The organism is Sphingobacterium sp. BIGb0116, from assembly GCF_024808035.1.
In the GTDB taxonomy this organism is placed as follows: Bacteria; Bacteroidota; Bacteroidia; order Sphingobacteriales; family Sphingobacteriaceae; genus Sphingobacterium; species Sphingobacterium paramultivorum.
On record NZ_JANUDT010000011.1, the window covers coordinates 175823 to 193618 of the forward strand.

Below are 17796 nucleotides of genomic sequence, written 5' to 3' on the forward strand. Positions count from 1 at the left end.
AAAACGATGTTTAAACGAAATAAAAAGATTACCACAGTATTCGTGGCACTAACGGTGCTTGGATGGAGCCCCCTAATGGGGCAATCCATCCAACGCGTAGAACCTTTAAACTGGTGGGTAGGAATGGAAAATCCGACCTTGCAGCTTGTTGTGTATGGACCTCAGATAGGGAAAAGCGAGGTACAGGTGGAGGACAAAGGGATAGAACTTGTCAAAGTCAATCGCGTAGAAAATCCCAACTACCTGTTTTTGGATGTCAAGGTGGCTGCTTCCGCCAAACCAGGATGGTCAACTTTTACCTTTAGCCAAGGAAAGAAAAAACTAACCTATCGTTATGAGTTGAAGCAAAGGGATCAAGAAGTAAAAGCACAGGGTGTGAACAGTGCTGATTTGATCTACCTGATTATGCCCGATCGTTTTGCCAATGGAAACAAAGGAAATGATCAGGTGAAAGGCATGTTGGATATGAGTTTAAACCGAGACTCGATGTATCTGCGTCATGGCGGTGATCTGGAAGGTATTATCGGAAAGCTGGATTACCTACAAGATCTTGGGGTGACATCATTGTGGTTGACTCCTGTGTTGACCAATGACATGCCCCAGGCTTCATATCATGGTTATGCCAACACCGAAACCTATCATATTGATCCCCGTTTTGGTAGCAACGATACCTATGTCCAATTGGGTGAACAGCTGCATAAACGTCAGATGAAACTGATTTTTGATGTGGTGCCCAATCATATCGGAAGTTATCATTGGACGGTAAAAGACAAACCGATGGCCGACTGGCTCAATGAATGGCCTACCTATACGCAGACATCTTACAAAGACCAGACAGTTTTTGATCCTTATGCCTCGGCAGATGACAAAAAGAAAATGGTCAAAGGCTGGTTTGTTCCCACAATGCCCGATATGAACGAACAAAACCCATACGTTCAAAATTATCTGACCCAAAGCCATATCTGGTGGATAGAGACTGCGGCAATAGATGGATTCCGAATTGATACCTATCCGTACAATGATCTTGATTTTATGGCCAAATGGACAGATCGCATTCTGCAGGAGTATCCAAAATTCACCTTTTTTGGTGAAACATGGGTACATGGTGTGGGGAACCAGGCCTATTTTCTGGGTGGAAAACGAGTTGGCCAGGATGTCGATTCCAAGCTGATGGGTGTCACGGATTTTCAGCTTAATTATGCCATAGGTGATGCACTCAACCAAAAGACAGAATGGACAGCCGGAGCCAATAAATTGTATTCAACGCTCGCTTCAGACTTTCTGTACCCACGTCCCGAGCAAAATGTGCTTTTTTTGGATAACCACGATAAAGATCGTTTTTTCTCCGTTGTCGGTGAAAATGTGCAGAAATATAAATCGGCAATGGCTTGGCTTATGACAACAAGGGGCATCCCACAATTGTACTATGGGGCGGAAATTCTGATGAAGAATTTCTCAAATCCAGATGGCTTGCTACGGGAAGACTTTCAGGGTGGTTTCGCGGGTGACAAACTGAACAAGTTTACCGCAGACGGAAGGACTAAGGCAGAGCAGGATATGTGGACTTTTGTTCAAACGCTAGCCAATTATCGTAAACAACATGCTGTATTACAAACTGGTAAAACGATGCAGTATGTGCCCGAAGATGGTGTGTATGTGTATTTCCGCTACAACGAGCAACAGACGGTTATGGTCGTGATGAATTGCAATGATTCGACGAAAGAGATCAAACTGGATCGTTTTAAGGAAAGAAACAGCAGGGTCAGATCCTATGTTGATATTATCCAAAAACAGGAAACCACTCCAGCTGACAATACCTTGAAACTGGAAGCTTATGAGACTAAAGTGTTGGAGCTTAAGTTTTAATACAATTTAAAATTCTATAGAATTCATTTTTCAATGATTAATTATACTACTGTAAAAGCCGTAATATTTGATTTGGACGGTGTGTTGGTGGATACGGCAATCTACCATTTTCAAGCTTGGCATAGATTGGCCGAAGACTTGGGCTATTCGTTTTCCATTGTTGACAATGAGCAGCTGAAAGGTGTCAGCCGGATCGAATCCCTGGAGCTTATTTTAAAATGGGCCGGGGTGGAAAAGTCCGAAGCTGAAAAAGCGGATTTACTGGTGCTTAAAAACCAATGGTACCTGGAGTTGATTGAACAGCTGAGTCCTGACCACTTGCTTTCGGGTAGTTTGGAACTTTTAAAAAAGCTACAGGAAAAGGGAATTAAGATTGGACTTGGTTCGGCCAGCAAGAATGCAATGGGTATCCTTGAAAAAACCGGAATTATACCCTATTTCGATGCGCTGATCGATGGGAATGTAGTGCAGCTTTCTAAACCCAACCCGGAAGTTTTCCTTAAGGGGGCCAAGGTTCTGGAGATTGTGCCGGCCCACTGCCTGGTGCTGGAAGATGCGCAGGCTGGAATAGATGCAGCACGGGCAGCCGGTATGCAGGTAATAGGTGTAGGCCTGGAGGAACATCTAAAGGGAGCGGATTTGGTCGTAGCGGATTTAGGGACCTTAGTCGATAAATTTTAAAATTTAGGAGAAATTCAATAGCGGAAAGCATGCTGTAGATGGTATCGGTAAATAGGGCAATCATTTATTTGCCTTCGATTCCGAGCATGCAGTGAAAAAAATAAAAAGATGAAAACATATATCAAACATAACCCTTGGCAAATTATCGAAGATACATTTCGCCCCGAACATAATGAATTTTCGGAAAGTATCTTCGCTATTGGTAATGGTCGGATGGGGCAGAGGGCTAATTTTGAAGAAGAATTCAGCGGGAAATCCTTGCAAGGGTCGTATTTGGCCGGTATTTATTATCCGGACAAAACACGCGTAGGCTGGTGGAAAAATGGGTATCCGGAATATTTCGCCAAGGTCATCAATTCCATCGATTGGATAGGCCTGCATATTTTGGTCAATGGGCAGGTGCTGGATCTGAACAAAGTTACGGTCAAATCTTTTGAGCGCCGACTGGATATGCAGCATGGCGTTTTGTACCGCAGTTTTATCGTGGAAATGCCAGACGGAGCACAGCTTAAGGTAGAAGCAAGCCGGATGTATCATCTGTTTGCTTCCGAAACAGCTTCATTGCAGTACAACATCCAGGCGCTTTCTGGTCCAATTGCATTGGAGATCAGGTCGCAGTTAAATGCTGAAGTCGTTAACCGTGATAGTAACTATGACGAGCAATTTTGGGAAAGTACAGCGCAGGGTAGGGATGGTGAAAATACCTTTGTGGTAGCGCGCACTAAGAAAACGGGGTTTGACGTCTATGCCATGCTTACAACGAGCGTAACTGGTCCAACAGCGGTCGTGGAAGTGCAAGATACCGTCGCAAGTCCGGGCTGTATGACAGAGATCTATCAGACAGATCTTGCTGAATCTCAAATTTGTCGTGTTGAGAAGCGCGTTGCCATTGTCACCTCGCAGAATCACTTGTCAACTCAGCTAAAAGAGGCTGCTTCGGTTAATCTACACCAATTGAATGTGCTGAGTTATGAGCAGTTAAAGGCTCGACAGGCAGCAGCCTGGCAAGTGATCTGGGCAGAAAGTGATATTGAAATTAGTGGTGATGTCGCAGCACAGCAGGCAATACGCTACAATATTTTCCAGCTTAACCAGACTTATACCGGCGAAGATGAGCGCCTCAATATTGGTCCGAAAGGTTTTACAGGTGAAAAATATGGTGGTGTTACGTATTGGGATACCGAAGCATATTGTATTCCATTTTATCTCGCAACACAGTCACCAAAGATTGCCCGTAATTTGTTGATTTATCGTCATCAGCAATTGGAAAAGGCAATCGAAAATGCCGCTAAACTCGGCTTTAATCGGGGCGCTGCACTCTATCCCATGGTTACGATTAATGGTGAGGAATGCCATAATGAATGGGAGATTACATTTGAGGAAATTCATCGCAATGGAGCTATAGCATTTGCGATCTATAATTATGTCCGTTACACCGGAGATCAGGATTATATCTGGTCACATGGATTGGAGGTTTTGGTTGCGATAAGCCGTTTCTGGGCACAGCGTGTCAATTGGAGTGCCGATCGCCAGCAATATGTTATGTTGGGCGTGACGGGACCAAACGAGTATGAAAACAACGTAAACAATAACTGGTACACCAATCGTATTGCTTCATGGTGTCTGCAATATACACTGGACTGTTTAAAAAAGCTGGCTCAGCTGAGCGACGGGAATGCTGACGTACTGAAAGCGAAGTTGGCCGTAGCATCGGGAGAACAACAAAAATGGCAGCACATTGTCGATAACATGTATTATCCTTTTGATGCGCAACGGAATGTGTATTTGCAGCAAGATGGCTTTTTGGACAAAGAGCTGATTCCTGTGGCAGAACTTGATCCATCGCATCGCCCTATTAACCAGCATTGGAGTTGGGATAGGATTCTGCGTTCCTGTTATATCAAACAGGCCGATGTATTGCAAGGTTTTTACTTCCTTGAGGATCAATTTGACCTGGAGACCCTAGGTCGACATTATGAATTCTATGAGCCTTTTACGGTGCATGAAAGTTCGCTGTCTCCCTGCGTACATGCAATATTGGCCGCTAAATTGAACAAGCCGGAAAAAGCGTATGAATTCTATCTGCGCACCTCACGTTTGGATCTGGACGATTACAATAACGATACCGAAGACGGTTTACATATTACGTCGATGGCGGGTACCTGGATGACAATCGTAGAGGGCTTTGCAGGAATGCGGATTAAGGACGGACAATTGTATTTAAATCCGATGTTGCCCAAAGAATGGGAAGGATATAAATTCCGGGTGTTATTTCGTGGAGCGACTTTACTGATTGCAGTAGATGCCGATGGCTATACGATCGAAAATGTCAGTGATACTGCAGTCCATATCCAGACGGCAACCGAAGCTTTCGTGCTGCCTGGGCAAAGCAAAAAACAGGTGCTTCAGCTGAGATAAACCCTAGTTTTCAGTAGTGAAAGAACCTATCTTATGCTGCTGAAAATAGGGGTTAAATGGTAATTAAATTGTATTTTGTCTTAAATTTTGATAGCCTATTATGGGAAATAAACCTGAATTAAGCATTAGCCAGGTCATCAATATGAGTTTTGGATTTCTGGGGATACAAATGGGTTTTGCTCTGCAAAATGGCAACGCCTCCCGTATTCTCCAAACATTTGGTGCTGATGTGGAGCATCTTTCACTTTTTTGGCTTGCAGCTCCGATTACAGGGATGATTGTACAGCCAATTATAGGCCATTATAGCGATCGAACCTGGAATAGATTGGGCCGGCGGCGACCTTATATTTTGGTGGGGGCACTGTTGACTACCCTGACTTTATTTTTAATGCCCAATGCGGCATTATTGACAACATTATTGGCGCCACTTTGGATCGGTGCAGGCTTATTGATGTTTATGGATGCTTCCATCAATGTGACGATGGAGCCTTTTCGGGCGCTGATCGGTGATAATCTGCCGAGCAGTCAGCGGAGTCTGGGCTTCTCGGTACAGACCTTTTTAATCGGGATTGGCGCTGTCCTTGGCTCGCTACTTCCCTTTATGTTGACGAAGTATTTTCATGTAGCAGGGACTTCTGAAGCCGGGCAAGTACCGAGTAATGTTATCTACTCCTTTTATGTAGGCGGTTTTGTCCTGCTTCTAACGGTGTTATGGTCTGTGTTCAAAACAAAAGAGTACTCACCAACAGAGCTTCAGACTTTTTCGGATGCGGTTGCTATTGAACAGGATGCGGCACCAAAGTTTGGTTTGCGTTCTATCTTTAGTGATATCGGTAAGATGCCAGTGATCATGCGCAAATTGGGCTGGGTCCAGTTTTTCTCCTGGTTTGCCCTTTTTATGATGTGGGTGTATACAACTCCTGCTATTGCTGATTCGGTTTTTTACCTGCGGGAAGGAAATCGGCAGGATCTCTATATGGAGGCTGCCAATTGGGTAGGTGTGCTTTTTGGTATTTACAATGGAGTCTCGGCCTTGTATGCCTTGTTTATTCCGCGGATAGCTAAACATTTTGGGCGTGGAAAAACACATGCTCTTGGGCTTTCCATTGGTGGGCTTTCGTTAATTTCATTATTTCTGATCAAAGATGCCAATCTACTGATTCTTCCTATGATCGGTATTGGTATCGCTTGGGGAAGCATTTTGGCAATGCCTTATGCAATTTTGAGCGATCATTTGCCTACGGGTAAAATGGGAGTTTATATGGGGCTATTTAATTTTTTCATTACCCTACCTCAGATTGTGTGTGGATTTTTTGGCGGAATGATCATCAAATATTTTTTTCATAGCCAATCCATTTATGGCTTGTTGTTGGCCGGCATATTTATGTTGCTGGCGGCATTCTTTGTTCCAAAGAGTAAGAATTAAGTTCATGCCATTATCGTAGACGTAGGCTAAACCCGCTACGTCTACGTTTTTTTTTCTTCACTAGCGTCTTTCAATAAAATTTTCGAGTTCCTTGTATTTGTCCCCGATTCTTTCTTTACCTAGGGGCTATTTCTTTCTTTATCAAGTGCCTATATTCTTTCGGCATCTCGGGAACAGTTTTTACGCCATTGGAATAATATTCTTCCTGGTACTAGAACTGGTGTTCATCACTTGCTGTTTTCAAGAATATAGCTGCTTGGCGACATGCCATAGTGCTTATGAAAGTCCCTTGAAAAATTGGATTGTACGGTATAACCGACCATCGTTGATACCTGGGTGATGTTATATTCTTTTTGGGTGAGTAGTTCTGCCGCCTTTTTCAATCGTGAAATATTGATCAATTCATTGGGCGTGAGGTCGGATAGTCCTTTGATTTTACGGTAAAGGGTTGGACGGCTCATATGCATCAATTTGGCCAGTTCATCCACATTGAGATCTATCGTTGAAATATTCTCATAAATAACCGTATTCAGCTGACTGATAAAATCTTTGTCGGGTGCTGAAACGTTAATATCCATTAAATTGGAGCTGGAAGAATTGGTTAGGTAATTCTTGATAATTTTACGGTTTTTGAGGATGTTGCGTATCTGTACCATGAGGAATTCAAGCGAAAAGGGTTTTTCGATATAGGCATCGGCACCATTTTTTAATCCCTGAATTTTTGAATCCAGCGCATTTTTTGCCGTCAGAAAAATCACGGGAATATGGCTATACAGAATATCTGTTTTGATGCGTTTGCATAGCGCCAGACCATCCATAATGGGCATCATAATATCTGTTAGTACAAGTTGTACATTCTCTTGGTCTAATATTTCGAGGGCCTCGGCACCGTTCCCTGCCCGTATAACAGTGTAGCTGGTTTTCAATTCTTTATTGAGGTAGGCCAATATTTCTTTATTATCCTCGACGAGCAGAATCACCGGCTTTTCTTCCTCCTGTTCATCGGATCTATCATTCAATACATGATCGTCGTTATCTTCCTGAAAAGATTTGATGTCGAGCGATTGTTCTTGAAAAATTGGGATCGATAGCAGGAATATATTGCGGTTTTCCTCTAGATGTACAAGGGATAAGTTTCCTTGGTGCAATTCGACCAAGGAGCGAGATAAAGGAAGGCCAATGCCCGTCCCCGTATCTTTATCGGATTCATTTAAGCGATAAAATGGTTCAAATATTTTTTCCCTTTTCTCAAAGGGAATGAGCTCACCATCATTCTTAAACTCGATATTGAACATAATATCATCGCTATTAAAAGGGAGGAGTTTGACATAGACTTCTTGATCCGCATATTTGATAGCGTTGTGAATCAGGTTGGTAAATATTTTTCGAAGGGCTTCCTCATCCACATAAGCCGTGAGACTGATACGCGGGAGACTGAGGTCATAGTGCAGCTGTTTATCTTTTGCGAGATAATTTAAATCGTGAAATACTTCGGATAGGAGGGCATTAATATCCGTTTTAGTAAAAATAAGGCTCATATTGTTGGTTTCTGCTTTTCTAAAATCCAGTAATTGGTTGGTGAGGCGAATTAATCGTGCCGTGTTTTTTTCAATCAGAGCAAGGTCTTTGGCTGTGTCGCGATCGGTAAATTTATGGTTATTGATTATTTTCTCAAGGGGCATTTTGATCAGCGTGAGTGGCGTACGAATTTCGTGGGCCAGGTTGGTGAAGAATTCCAGCTTGAGGTTATATATTTCCTGTTCTTTTTTTCGTTCATAACTATCCATCTTTTGGGCATTGTTGGCCTTTATAAGGAGAAAGTAATACCGTAATACGAGCAATGCAATGGTGCCGAAGCTCAAAAAATAAAGTAAGTATGCCCAACCTGACTGCCACCAGGGGGGCGAAACGATGATGAGCAGTTTTTTTTCATCCGGATTCCAGACGCTGTTGTTATTTGCACCTCTAAACTTAAACGTATAAGTGCCCGGAGGAAGTTTATTGTAATAGATTTTTTGGTTGCCTGTAATATCGGTCCAGTCTTTATCGTAACCTTCCATGATATAACGATAAGGATTGCTCTTTGGGGAAACAAAGCTCAAGGCGGCGATATTGAAGCTAATATTGGAATTGTCGTAGGTCAGTTGGATCTCTTCTGATAGGGAGATGGATTCTTTCAGTATGCCATTTTCACGAACCGGTACGCTCACATTGTTAATCTGAATGCCACTGATGAATATAGGTGGAATAAAGCTGTTCTTAATGGATTTTGTAGGGTTGAAGCTAACCATTCCTTTAATCGTCCCGAAATATAAAGTCCCGTCGCTATCTTTGTAAGCCGAATTATAATTAAACTGATCTGCAGGAAGCCCGTCTCTCGATGTATAGATGACCCTACGCGGAACACCTTCGTCCAGTCTGACCAGTCCACCACCGGTAGATATCCAGATGCTCCTGTTGTCATCTTCCAGGACCTTGAATACCTGATTAGAAGGTAAGCCGGATTCGGTCAGATAATTGGTGAAGCGCCCATCACGACGGTATTTTGAGAGGCCGCTTTCGGTGCAAAACCACAAGTTATTTTTGCTGTCTTCAAATAGACCGTTGACGTAATTATTGACGAGTGTATTTTGTTTACCTTGTTCGGATAACAGATGCTGAATTTCTCCCGAACTGCGGTTATATTGGTAGACCCCACTACCGTAGGTGTTGATCCAAAGTATACCATATTCATCTTCATAAATGCCTTGTATCCATGCGGTAATTGGAAGGAGGTCAAAACTGTCGCTATTTTTGTTGTAGCGGTATAGTGCGCGGTCTGTCCCGACAAACATGCTGTTGTCTTTAGACTTATAGAGGCATACGGCAAAGCTGCTTTGTAAGGGGCCTTTGCCGATACGATCATAGTGTTTTTTTAGTTTTCCGGTTTTTACGTCGAGAATGTCTAGTCCATGTGTTGTAGAGCCTACCCAAAGATCGTCGCCGATTGTTGCCAGGCCATGAACATTGTTATGCGCTATACTTCCCTTTTTTCCATTGGCAAGGAAATGCTGAATCTGTTGTGTTTGAGCATCAATTTTGTTCAGGCCGCCATCTTCTGTTCCTATCCAGAAATTTCCATAGCGATCTTTTTTGATATCGTGTACAATATTGCCTGATAGGGCCGATTTTCCGAATCCGGATAGATACTTTTTGAAATTGTCGAATTGGTTGCTGTATTGGTTAAAGCCGCCGAAAAATGTTCCAAACCAGATATTATCTTCACGGTCCCGATAGAAATTCAGGACAGCATTGTCAGATATAGCAAATGGATTGAGCAGATCTTTTTTGATGTGCTGGCTCTGACCCGTGTGAATATCATAGGTATATATTCCAGTTTCTGTTCCGATCCAGTATACTGACTCCGTTTGTTGAATAATACAGTTTGCCTGGATGACTTTATTGGGGTAATGACTTGCAAATAGATTTTTTAACCGGCCGTTTTTGAAATCAAACAAATAAGCCGAATTGATTGTCCCGACCATCAATAGGGAATCATTGATGGCGTAAACGGTTTTTGTATTTGCCAATGCTTTTCGATCGATCTTTTTAAGGTCAACTTCGACAAATTTGCTCGTATTTACCTGATACCGTTGTATGGTACTGTTATTGTCCGTTGTCCACAACCCGCCTTTTTTGCTGCTGGTAATCGCTACAATGGTATTTTTGTTCTGATCAAATGGAATTATTTCTGTTGTATAAGAATTATAGCGATAAAGTTTTCCGTTCGAAAGTAACCAGATAAAACCGGCGTATTCGTGTATGGCATTTACTTCACCGATTGGTACACCCCTGAATGCTGTAAAATTTTCTTTAATGGGATCGTAACAATAGGTACCGCGTGTGGTTCCCACCCATAGCACTCCTTTACTGTCTGTGAGAATACTTAAAATGGACGAACTTCCGATACTTGTAGAGTCTGAAGCATTGTGTCTAAATATCTTAAATTGATTGCCATCAAAGCGATTGAGACCATTCCTTGTCCCTAACCATAGAAAACCCTGAACATCCTGTGTAATACATTTGACCGTGCTATTGGAGAGACCGTCGTGGGTTTGATAATTTTTAAAATAGATCGATTGTGCCTGCACGTTAATACATGCTAGCAAGATATATAAAAGGAGTATGGTGGTTATTCTTTTCAAAACTGATTACGTTGAACTAAAAATAGTCAATTAAAAGATAAAAAAGAGTTTTACTGATACGCTTTGATATAAAATTGAGACGCTCTGATTGGACTAGCTACAAGGATTTATGCATTTTTATAAAACAATAATAACCAAATATAAACGTATGTTTCGCCCTAGAATTATGACAGGTAAGTCCTGTATCCTTGTTTTTCAGTTTGTTAGGTTTTTGTTTTTACATGTGAGACATTATGTTCACGATGCTTTGGTTTTGAATTTTGGCTTTAAAGGCCTTGATACCGAGCGCTACGTCTTTGCCATTATTGGGGAAGACTATACGCATTTCAAAAGGGCTTTGGAGCCTAAAAAATACCATTAAAAATCACTTAGTATCATTTGTGTATCCTAGATGCATGATATAAAAATCAATTAAACCACCAATCAAAAAGCGTATGAAAAATAAACTACTTGCACAATGCGTAATGACGCTTACATTTTTGCTTGTATCTTTTATTGTAGTTGCCCAGACGAAAGTCTTGAAGGGAAAGGTTGTAGATGAGACTCAAGGTCCATTGGCAGGAGCTACAATTAAGGTAAAAGGGGGAACCGCGGCTACAACAACAGACACGGAAGGTTCCTTTACATTTACTATTCCCAGTGAAGCGAAAACGCTGGAAGTATCCTTTATTGGATATACTTTAAAAGAAGTACCCATTGTGGGAAACGATATCACCGTAGCGCTGGAACCTAGTGCCGGTCAGGGCCTAGATGAGGTCGTTGTGATCGGTTATGGTACCGCCCGTAAAAAAGATCTAACGGGGTCTATGGTCACTATTGGAGCGAAAAACTTCAATAAGGGGATCATGACGAGTCCCGATCAATTAATACAAGGAAAGACACCAGGGGTTATGGTGATTAATAATACGGGGCAACCTGGCGGATCAACCACAGTACGTATCCGTGGAAACTCATCGATCCGGGCCAGTAACAACCCATTATTTGTGCTGGATGGTGTGCCTATGTCGGGTAATTCGCCTCTGCCCGAAGGAAGAGGAGGCTTTTCTTCCGACAGAGGAAATCCTTTGACTTACTTGAATCCGGGTGATATTGCTAGTATGGACATCCTTAAAGATGCATCGGCTACGGCAATTTATGGTTCACGTGGGGCAAATGGCGTTGTCATTATTTCGACGAAAAGAGGTAAAGTAGGGCAGCCCGAGGTTTCTGTAGGAGCCTCAGCAGGAGTTTCGACCATGCGGGAATATCCTGATGTATTAGATGCTGCTCGATTTAGAGAAGCGTTGAAATATTATACACCATCTGAAGTCGCAAATGCCGATTTCGGTGGCAATGAGGATGCTTTTAAAGCGATCACAAGAAAAGCGATCACGCAAAATTACTATGCTGATGTAGCTGGCGGAACCGAGTATGGTAAGTATCGCCTTTCAGGTGGATATTTAAACCAAAACGGTATTATTCGTGGATCACAGCTGAAGAAATACACAGCCAATTTTAACGGGAATTTCCGTTTTCTGGAAAACAAACGATTGGGATTGGATTTTGCAGTCTTTTTGACGCAAATGGATAATAAATACGCACCGATCAATGCGATGGTAGGTTCGGAAGGAAATGTGATTTCCCAAGCCTTACAATGGAATCCGACACGACCATTACGGGACGATCAAGGCAATTTAACCTTTGTCAGTTCAACTACGCGAAACCCATTGACAAGTATTGACGCCTTTAAAGATTTGGCGACAACAAATACCATGGTAATCAACTTGGCGCCATACTATAAAATTACAGACGATTTGGAATATCGCTTTATCTATAGTGCAATGCGACAAACTGGAAACCGTGAAGGTATGTACCGCGCAGGACTTATTGATCCTTCAGCTGTGAACAATGAGCAGGCCTTTATTTCCAATAATGGAGAAACCAACTTGCAAATGACGCATATGCTCTCTTACAATAAACAAATCAATTCAGATTGGAGTGTTAATGCGGTAGCAGGTTACGAGTATTTGGATTATAACTACAACAACAACATTTCCTTTGGCGGTGGATTTCGTTACATGGGACTAGATTATTTTGACTATCTACAATATACACCTGTTTCCACGCGTGAAATATCGTCGTATAGAAGTCCAACCAACCAATTGCAATCACTTTTCTTGCGTGGCGGATTCAATTACTTGGATCGCTACTTATTGACTGCAACAGTAAGAAGGGATGGCTCGACGAAATTTGGTTCAAACAACAAATACGCCATGTTCCCTTCATTGGCCGTTGCCTGGAATGTGAATCAGGAAGAGTTTTTGAAATCTACCGGTATTTTTGATCAGTTGAAAGTAAGGGTAGGCTGGGGAAAAACAGGTAACCAAGAATTTCCATCGGGGGCATCGTTAAATAGGCTGGTTTTTGGTAACCAAAGTGTAAGCCAGGCAAACTATGGTAATCCTGATTTGAAATGGGAGACTTCGACCACGATCAATGCAGGTATTGATTTTGGAATTTGGGGTAACCGTCTGTATGGATCCATTGATTATTTTAATAAAAAGACCACAGATGCACTATTTGAGCAAACTCTTGCACAGCCAGCTCCAGCAGGGCGTATCTGGGTGAATTTGGATGGCGAGATTGTAAATAAAGGGGTTGAGATCGCGTTGACCGGTACAATTATTAAAAATGACAATTGGACTTGGGATTTGACAGGTAATGCAACTTTCCTGAAAAACAGTGTAAGTGGTCTAGTTGGCTATTACGAAACAGGGGCATTGCGTGGACAAGGTTTTTCAGGTGTATTGGGACAACGTATGACCAATGGACAACCATTGAATGTATGGTACTTAGCCGATTACCAAGGTATTGATCCGCAGACAGGCATGAGCATGTATCGCGGACAGGATGGTAGTATCAGTACGGCCAACGACCCTGCAATTAATAAATTCTATATGCACAGTCCAAATCCGACGACCTTATTGGGTATTTCTACCAACGTAAATTACAAACAGTTTTCTTTGGCTGCCAATATGAATGGTGCTTTTGGACATTATCTATTCAATAATACGGCAGCGACGACTTTGGGATTGAGTAATCTGTCATCACGTAATATCGGTTCAGCATTCTTTAATACGGCTGTAAAAGAGTCTACTTCCAATTCAGCAGCGCCTTCGACGCGATTCCTTGAAAAAGGTGATTATCTAAAAATGGCCAATCTTACTTTAAGCTATCGTGTTGGAAATGTAGGTAGAACACTTAAGAATTTAAATGTATCCCTTACTGGACAGAATCTTTTCATCATCACGAAGTATACAGGATTTGATCCTGAGGTGAATACAGATGGTGCAACAAATGGTATTCCTTCGTTGGGTATCGAATATTTACCCTATCCACCGGCAAGAAATATCCTATTGGGGGTTAACTTCTCACTTTAAGCGTATACTGTAGATCATAAAAAGAGGAGAGCGTCAAGATGGATTTAAACGTATTAGTGAATGAATAAAAATGAATAAATCTGATCGCCCCATTACGAATGAAACACCAAAGGCAGTATGAATGCCTTACAGTCAAAATGGATGAATAAATAATCAAATTTAGACGGATGAAAAAGATGAAATTAAGAACTTTATTATATATCGGAATAATTGGCTCCATTGTAACAAGTACATTTTCTTGTACTAAACTAAAGGAGGAATTTAAAGGAGAATTAGAGGAGGGGACATCCAATGTGGATCCTGGAAGCTTGTTGATCACAGCTTATAATTCATTGAATACCCCTTATCAGCAGGAACAGCGCTGGGTGATGCAGGAAATATCAACAGACGCAGCCATGGCCCCTACACGGGGTGGCGACTGGGATGATAATGGTATGCATCGTGCGATCCATTTACATACCTGGAATGCAGATAATGGCTACATGAACAATACTTTTGTCAGTTTGGGTACAGCCATCTATAATGCGGGCAATGTGTTGCGGTATAATCCGAGTGCGCAGCAAGGCGCTGAAGCGAAGTTTATTCGTGCGTTGGTCATGTTTGATATGTTGGATCTCTATGGCGTAGTACCCGTCCGGGAAGGAGCCTCTTTTGAAGATTTTAGAATCGCACCAGAGGTGTTACAGCCACAGGCGGCTATTGACTATATGGTGAAGGATCTCAACGAAATCATAGCGAGTTTGCCTGCAAACGGGCCGAGAGCGGCATATGTAGCCAATAAAAATGCGGCGAAAGCATTATTGATGAAGATTTATTTGAATAAGGGAACTTTTTTAAATAGACAAGCTCCTTCTTTTGCTGCCGAGGATATGAATAAGGTAGTGACCTTAGCCAAAGAAATTACCGTTTCGGGATCCTATACTATTTCTGCGAAGGGCAAATACTTTGATAATTTTGCGCCGGATAACGACGAGAAGTCTACCGAAAATATTTTCACTTTATACAATAAAAATGGAGATAGAGGTGGAAATGTGGACCGTACCTGGAATACCGTTGCTCACTATAATATGAATCCAGGGGGTTGGAATGGCTGGTGTACCTTATCAGATTATTACGATAAATTTTCGGATACCGATGAAAGAAGGGGAATTTATTATAATTATCCAGCTGATACGACTTCTAACAGAACAAAAGAATTCAAACGTCAAAATGTTGGTTTTTTTGCTGGACAGCAATACAATTGGAGTACAAACAAACCTTTAATGGCGCGGAACCCAGCGAATGCACCTTTGGTCTTTACGCGTGAAGTGACCATCCGTACCTCGGGTGCAACCCTGGAAACAGCTGGTATCCGTCCAATGAAGTATGCTTTTGATTATGCCGTCACTGGTCAACGAAACAACGACTGGGTTGTATTTCGTTATGCCGACGTATTGCTGATGCAAGCAGAGGCTATTCTGAGAGGTGGAACAGGGACAGCAACAGAGGCACTCGGTTTGGTCAATACTATTCGGACGAACCGTGGTGTTAATAACTTGACGGCATTGACGCTCGATAATTTATTGGATGAGCGTGCTCGCGAGTTATATTGGGAAGGCTGGAGAAGACAGGATTTGATTCGTTTTGGTAAATTTTTATTGGCCTGGCAAGAAAAGGCTGCGGATGCCGATCCCAAAACATTGGTTTATCCAATCCCGAGCCAACAGATTGCCGTCAATCCAAATTTGAAGCAAAATACGGGTTATTAATTTGCTATATAAGCATCAGTAAAACAAGCAACTTCACGAAGTTCGTTTTATTTTGAAAGGTATTTAGCTGATAGGAACTTACTCTTATCAGCTAAATACCTTCTTTTTTGAAACAGGTCGTTTCTTACAATTCGTTTCTTTTGACCAGAAAGAACCAGCAGTTTACTTTCATGACGGTTGGTTCTTGTGAAACTAAAAAGCTTTTAGGAAAAAAGGTGCATAAAATGGGGATTGAAGCAATTGCTCTATTGAAAATATTATCTTGTTTTTTTGATAAAAAATAATCACTTTAGAGGTGCATAACTAACCAAAAAGCATGGGTCATTTTGATGGATCAAATTGAAATTCTGTCAGATACCAATTTCGATATTCTTTGTAAAGAGGATAACAGCATTGAAACAAGACTATCTAAATGTAGATTATGATTAATAAAATCCTACAGCGGGCACCTACTAACGAAAAAGAGTTTTTTTTAGCTTATCGTTATTGGTACAGGAAATTATACTATTTTCTGTATCAGAAGACCCAATGTTCGAATCTTGCTGAAGATGTCGTCCAACAGACTTTTTTAATTGTTTGGGAACGCAAAAATAATGCGAATCAGCAAATCCAATTCAGTACCCAGCTCTTCCAAATTGCGCGCACAAAATTGATTGATGAATTGCGCCGGCGTGCATTGAATAGAAAATATGTAGCGTTTGAGAAACCATTTGTACTGACCCAATATGAAGATCTTGAACGACAAATTGCCTATAAAGGAGAGTTAGAATACGTAAAAGAGCTGATTACACAAATGCCTTTTATGCGGCAACAGGTGTTTTATCTTCATAAAATTGAAGAATTGAGTTATAAAGAAATTGCCGTCAAATTGTCTATCTCCCCGAAGACTGTAGAAAATCACGTTAGCATTGGCCTGAAATTTATTAAAAAATTTTTTAAGTTGTCTTAGGGGACAAGCCCATCACTATTCGTATAACAGTTATATACCTATCCCGCTAAAAGGATAGAAACTGTTATGAATCGCAAATCCTTATTAAATAAATTCCTGGCGAATGAATGTTCTGCTGAGGAAGCGAAACTTGTGTTCACCTGGCTGAATGACGATCCGACATTATTGGACGATCTCATTTCGGAAGATGATTGGGTATCCTATATCAATCAGGAAAATAAGTCAAAACGTGGTGGCGATAGCCTGTTGAGAATTATTACTGTATTCGTCCTGTTTGGTTTCCTGTTCGTTTTATCCAATCTTTTGAGCCCATCAACCGATAAACCTATACAAACAGCAAGCTTCATTCATGAAATTTACTACAACCCTTCTGCTCAGCCTAAAGAAATTATTGCAGCAGACAATTCGATTTTAACCTTGGAACCCGGTGCACTGATTCAGCTAGGTATAAAACCGGATCTTGATTTTCGGCGGGTTAAACTATTCAGTGGAAGAGTCAATTTTAAAGTAGCAAAGGATCCTTCAAAACCTTTCATTGTCGAAAGCGGCACGTTGATGACCACAGCGCTGGGAACAGAATTCATCGTGGATTATAATGCGGCAGTTGAACATGTTCTGATCCGATTATTTGAGGGGAAAGTTCGCGTTGAATCTATAGAACCGTCCGTAGTAGAGACAAACATTTTGAAACCTGGCCAACAGATTTATTTTGGCGTAGCGAACAAGATGCTTGTTTCAAATTTCAAAGGTACGCCAAAAATGAGCGCGAGGGAAAGTCTACCAGCCCAGCTTATGCTTTCCGCAACGGAAAAACCGTACCGCAATCCGGCAACAATTCACCAGAGCGCCAATTGGCTCCAATTGGAAGAAACCGCTGTATCCGATATTATTCAATATATCAATCATGAACTTGATGTACCTATATCCTATGATTCATTAATCGTTAAAAACTATCGGATAAAGGGGCGGTTTAGCAAGAATCCAACAATGGACCTGAAAGACAAAACGGATCTTGCGGCGTCTATTCTGCAGTTGATTGTTGAGGTGAATCCGTTTATTCTTGAAAAACAACATAATACATATATACTCAAACCTAAAAAATAGA

The 17796-nt window shown here is 41.6% G+C and carries 9 protein-coding genes; 8 read left to right on the top strand and 1 reads right to left on the bottom strand.

What is annotated here, in order from left to right:
- Window positions 1–6: 6 nt before the first annotated feature.
- From M2419_RS23650 to M2419_RS23665, 4 genes are all read left to right on the top strand, one after another.
- A complete protein-coding gene (locus tag M2419_RS23650) occupies window positions 7–1866 on the top strand; it encodes a glycoside hydrolase family 13 protein (RefSeq protein ID WP_259255753.1) in 1860 nt (619 codons plus the stop codon).
- A 33-nt stretch (window positions 1867–1899) separates the two neighbouring features.
- A complete protein-coding gene (gene pgmB / locus M2419_RS23655) occupies window positions 1900–2547 on the top strand; it encodes a beta-phosphoglucomutase (protein ID WP_182332996.1) in 648 nt (215 codons plus the stop codon).
- A 108-nt stretch (window positions 2548–2655) separates the two neighbouring features.
- On the top strand, window positions 2656–4965 hold the full coding sequence (locus M2419_RS23660) for a family 65 glycosyl hydrolase domain-containing protein (protein WP_259255754.1): 2310 nt from the start codon (window positions 2656–2658) through the stop codon (window positions 4963–4965).
- A gap of 100 nt (window positions 4966–5065) precedes the next feature.
- Window positions 5066–6391: an MFS transporter gene (locus tag M2419_RS23665; RefSeq protein WP_259255755.1), complete on the top strand. Its 1326-nt coding sequence runs from the start codon at window positions 5066–5068 to the stop codon at window positions 6389–6391.
- Window positions 6392–6618: 227 nt separating this feature from the next.
- On the opposite strand, the gene M2419_RS23670 is transcribed toward M2419_RS23665, so the two are convergent.
- Complete coding sequence (locus tag M2419_RS23670; RefSeq protein ID WP_228280333.1) at window positions 6619–10575, bottom strand: two-component regulator propeller domain-containing protein; 3957 nt, start codon at window positions 10573–10575, stop codon at window positions 6619–6621.
- Window positions 10576–11009: 434 nt separating this feature from the next.
- On the opposite strand from M2419_RS23670, the gene M2419_RS23675 reads away from it, so the two are divergent.
- The 4 genes from M2419_RS23675 (at window position 11010) to M2419_RS23690 (ending at window position 17795) form a co-directional block, all read left to right on the top strand.
- Window positions 11010–13994 (top strand): SusC/RagA family TonB-linked outer membrane protein, encoded by a 2985-nt coding sequence (locus M2419_RS23675; protein WP_182332990.1) that lies wholly within the window; start codon window positions 11010–11012, stop codon window positions 13992–13994.
- Window positions 13995–14170: 176 nt separating this feature from the next.
- Complete coding sequence (locus tag M2419_RS23680; protein ID WP_259255756.1) at window positions 14171–15742, top strand: RagB/SusD family nutrient uptake outer membrane protein; 1572 nt, start codon at window positions 14171–14173, stop codon at window positions 15740–15742.
- Window positions 15743–16163: 421 nt separating this feature from the next.
- Entirely contained in the window at window positions 16164–16691 is a 528-nt protein-coding gene (locus M2419_RS23685; RefSeq protein ID WP_075991636.1) for an RNA polymerase sigma factor, read from the top strand.
- A 66-nt stretch (window positions 16692–16757) separates the two neighbouring features.
- A complete protein-coding gene (locus M2419_RS23690; protein ID WP_259255757.1) occupies window positions 16758–17795 on the top strand; it encodes a FecR family protein in 1038 nt (345 codons plus the stop codon).
- Window position 17796: the final 1 nt, after the last annotated feature.

Excerpts from the sequence above, each read along its gene's own strand:
- M2419_RS23650 (WP_259255753.1), top strand. The coding sequence starts at position 7 with ATGTTTAAACGAAATAAAAAGATTACCACAGTATTCGTGGCACTAACG.
- M2419_RS23665 (WP_259255755.1), top strand. The coding sequence starts at position 5,066 with ATGGGAAATAAACCTGAATTAAGCATTAGCCAGGTCATCAATATGAGT.
- M2419_RS23690 (WP_259255757.1), top strand. The coding sequence starts at position 16,758 with ATGAATCGCAAATCCTTATTAAATAAATTCCTGGCGAATGAATGTTCT.
- M2419_RS23680 (WP_259255756.1), top strand. The coding sequence starts at position 14,171 with ATGAAATTAAGAACTTTATTATATATCGGAATAATTGGCTCCATTGTA.
- pgmB (WP_182332996.1), top strand. The coding sequence starts at position 1,900 with ATGATTAATTATACTACTGTAAAAGCCGTAATATTTGATTTGGACGGT.
- M2419_RS23660 (WP_259255754.1), top strand. The coding sequence starts at position 2,656 with ATGAAAACATATATCAAACATAACCCTTGGCAAATTATCGAAGATACA.
- M2419_RS23675 (WP_182332990.1), top strand. The coding sequence starts at position 11,010 with ATGAAAAATAAACTACTTGCACAATGCGTAATGACGCTTACATTTTTG.
- M2419_RS23685 (WP_075991636.1), top strand. The coding sequence starts at position 16,164 with ATGATTAATAAAATCCTACAGCGGGCACCTACTAACGAAAAAGAGTTT.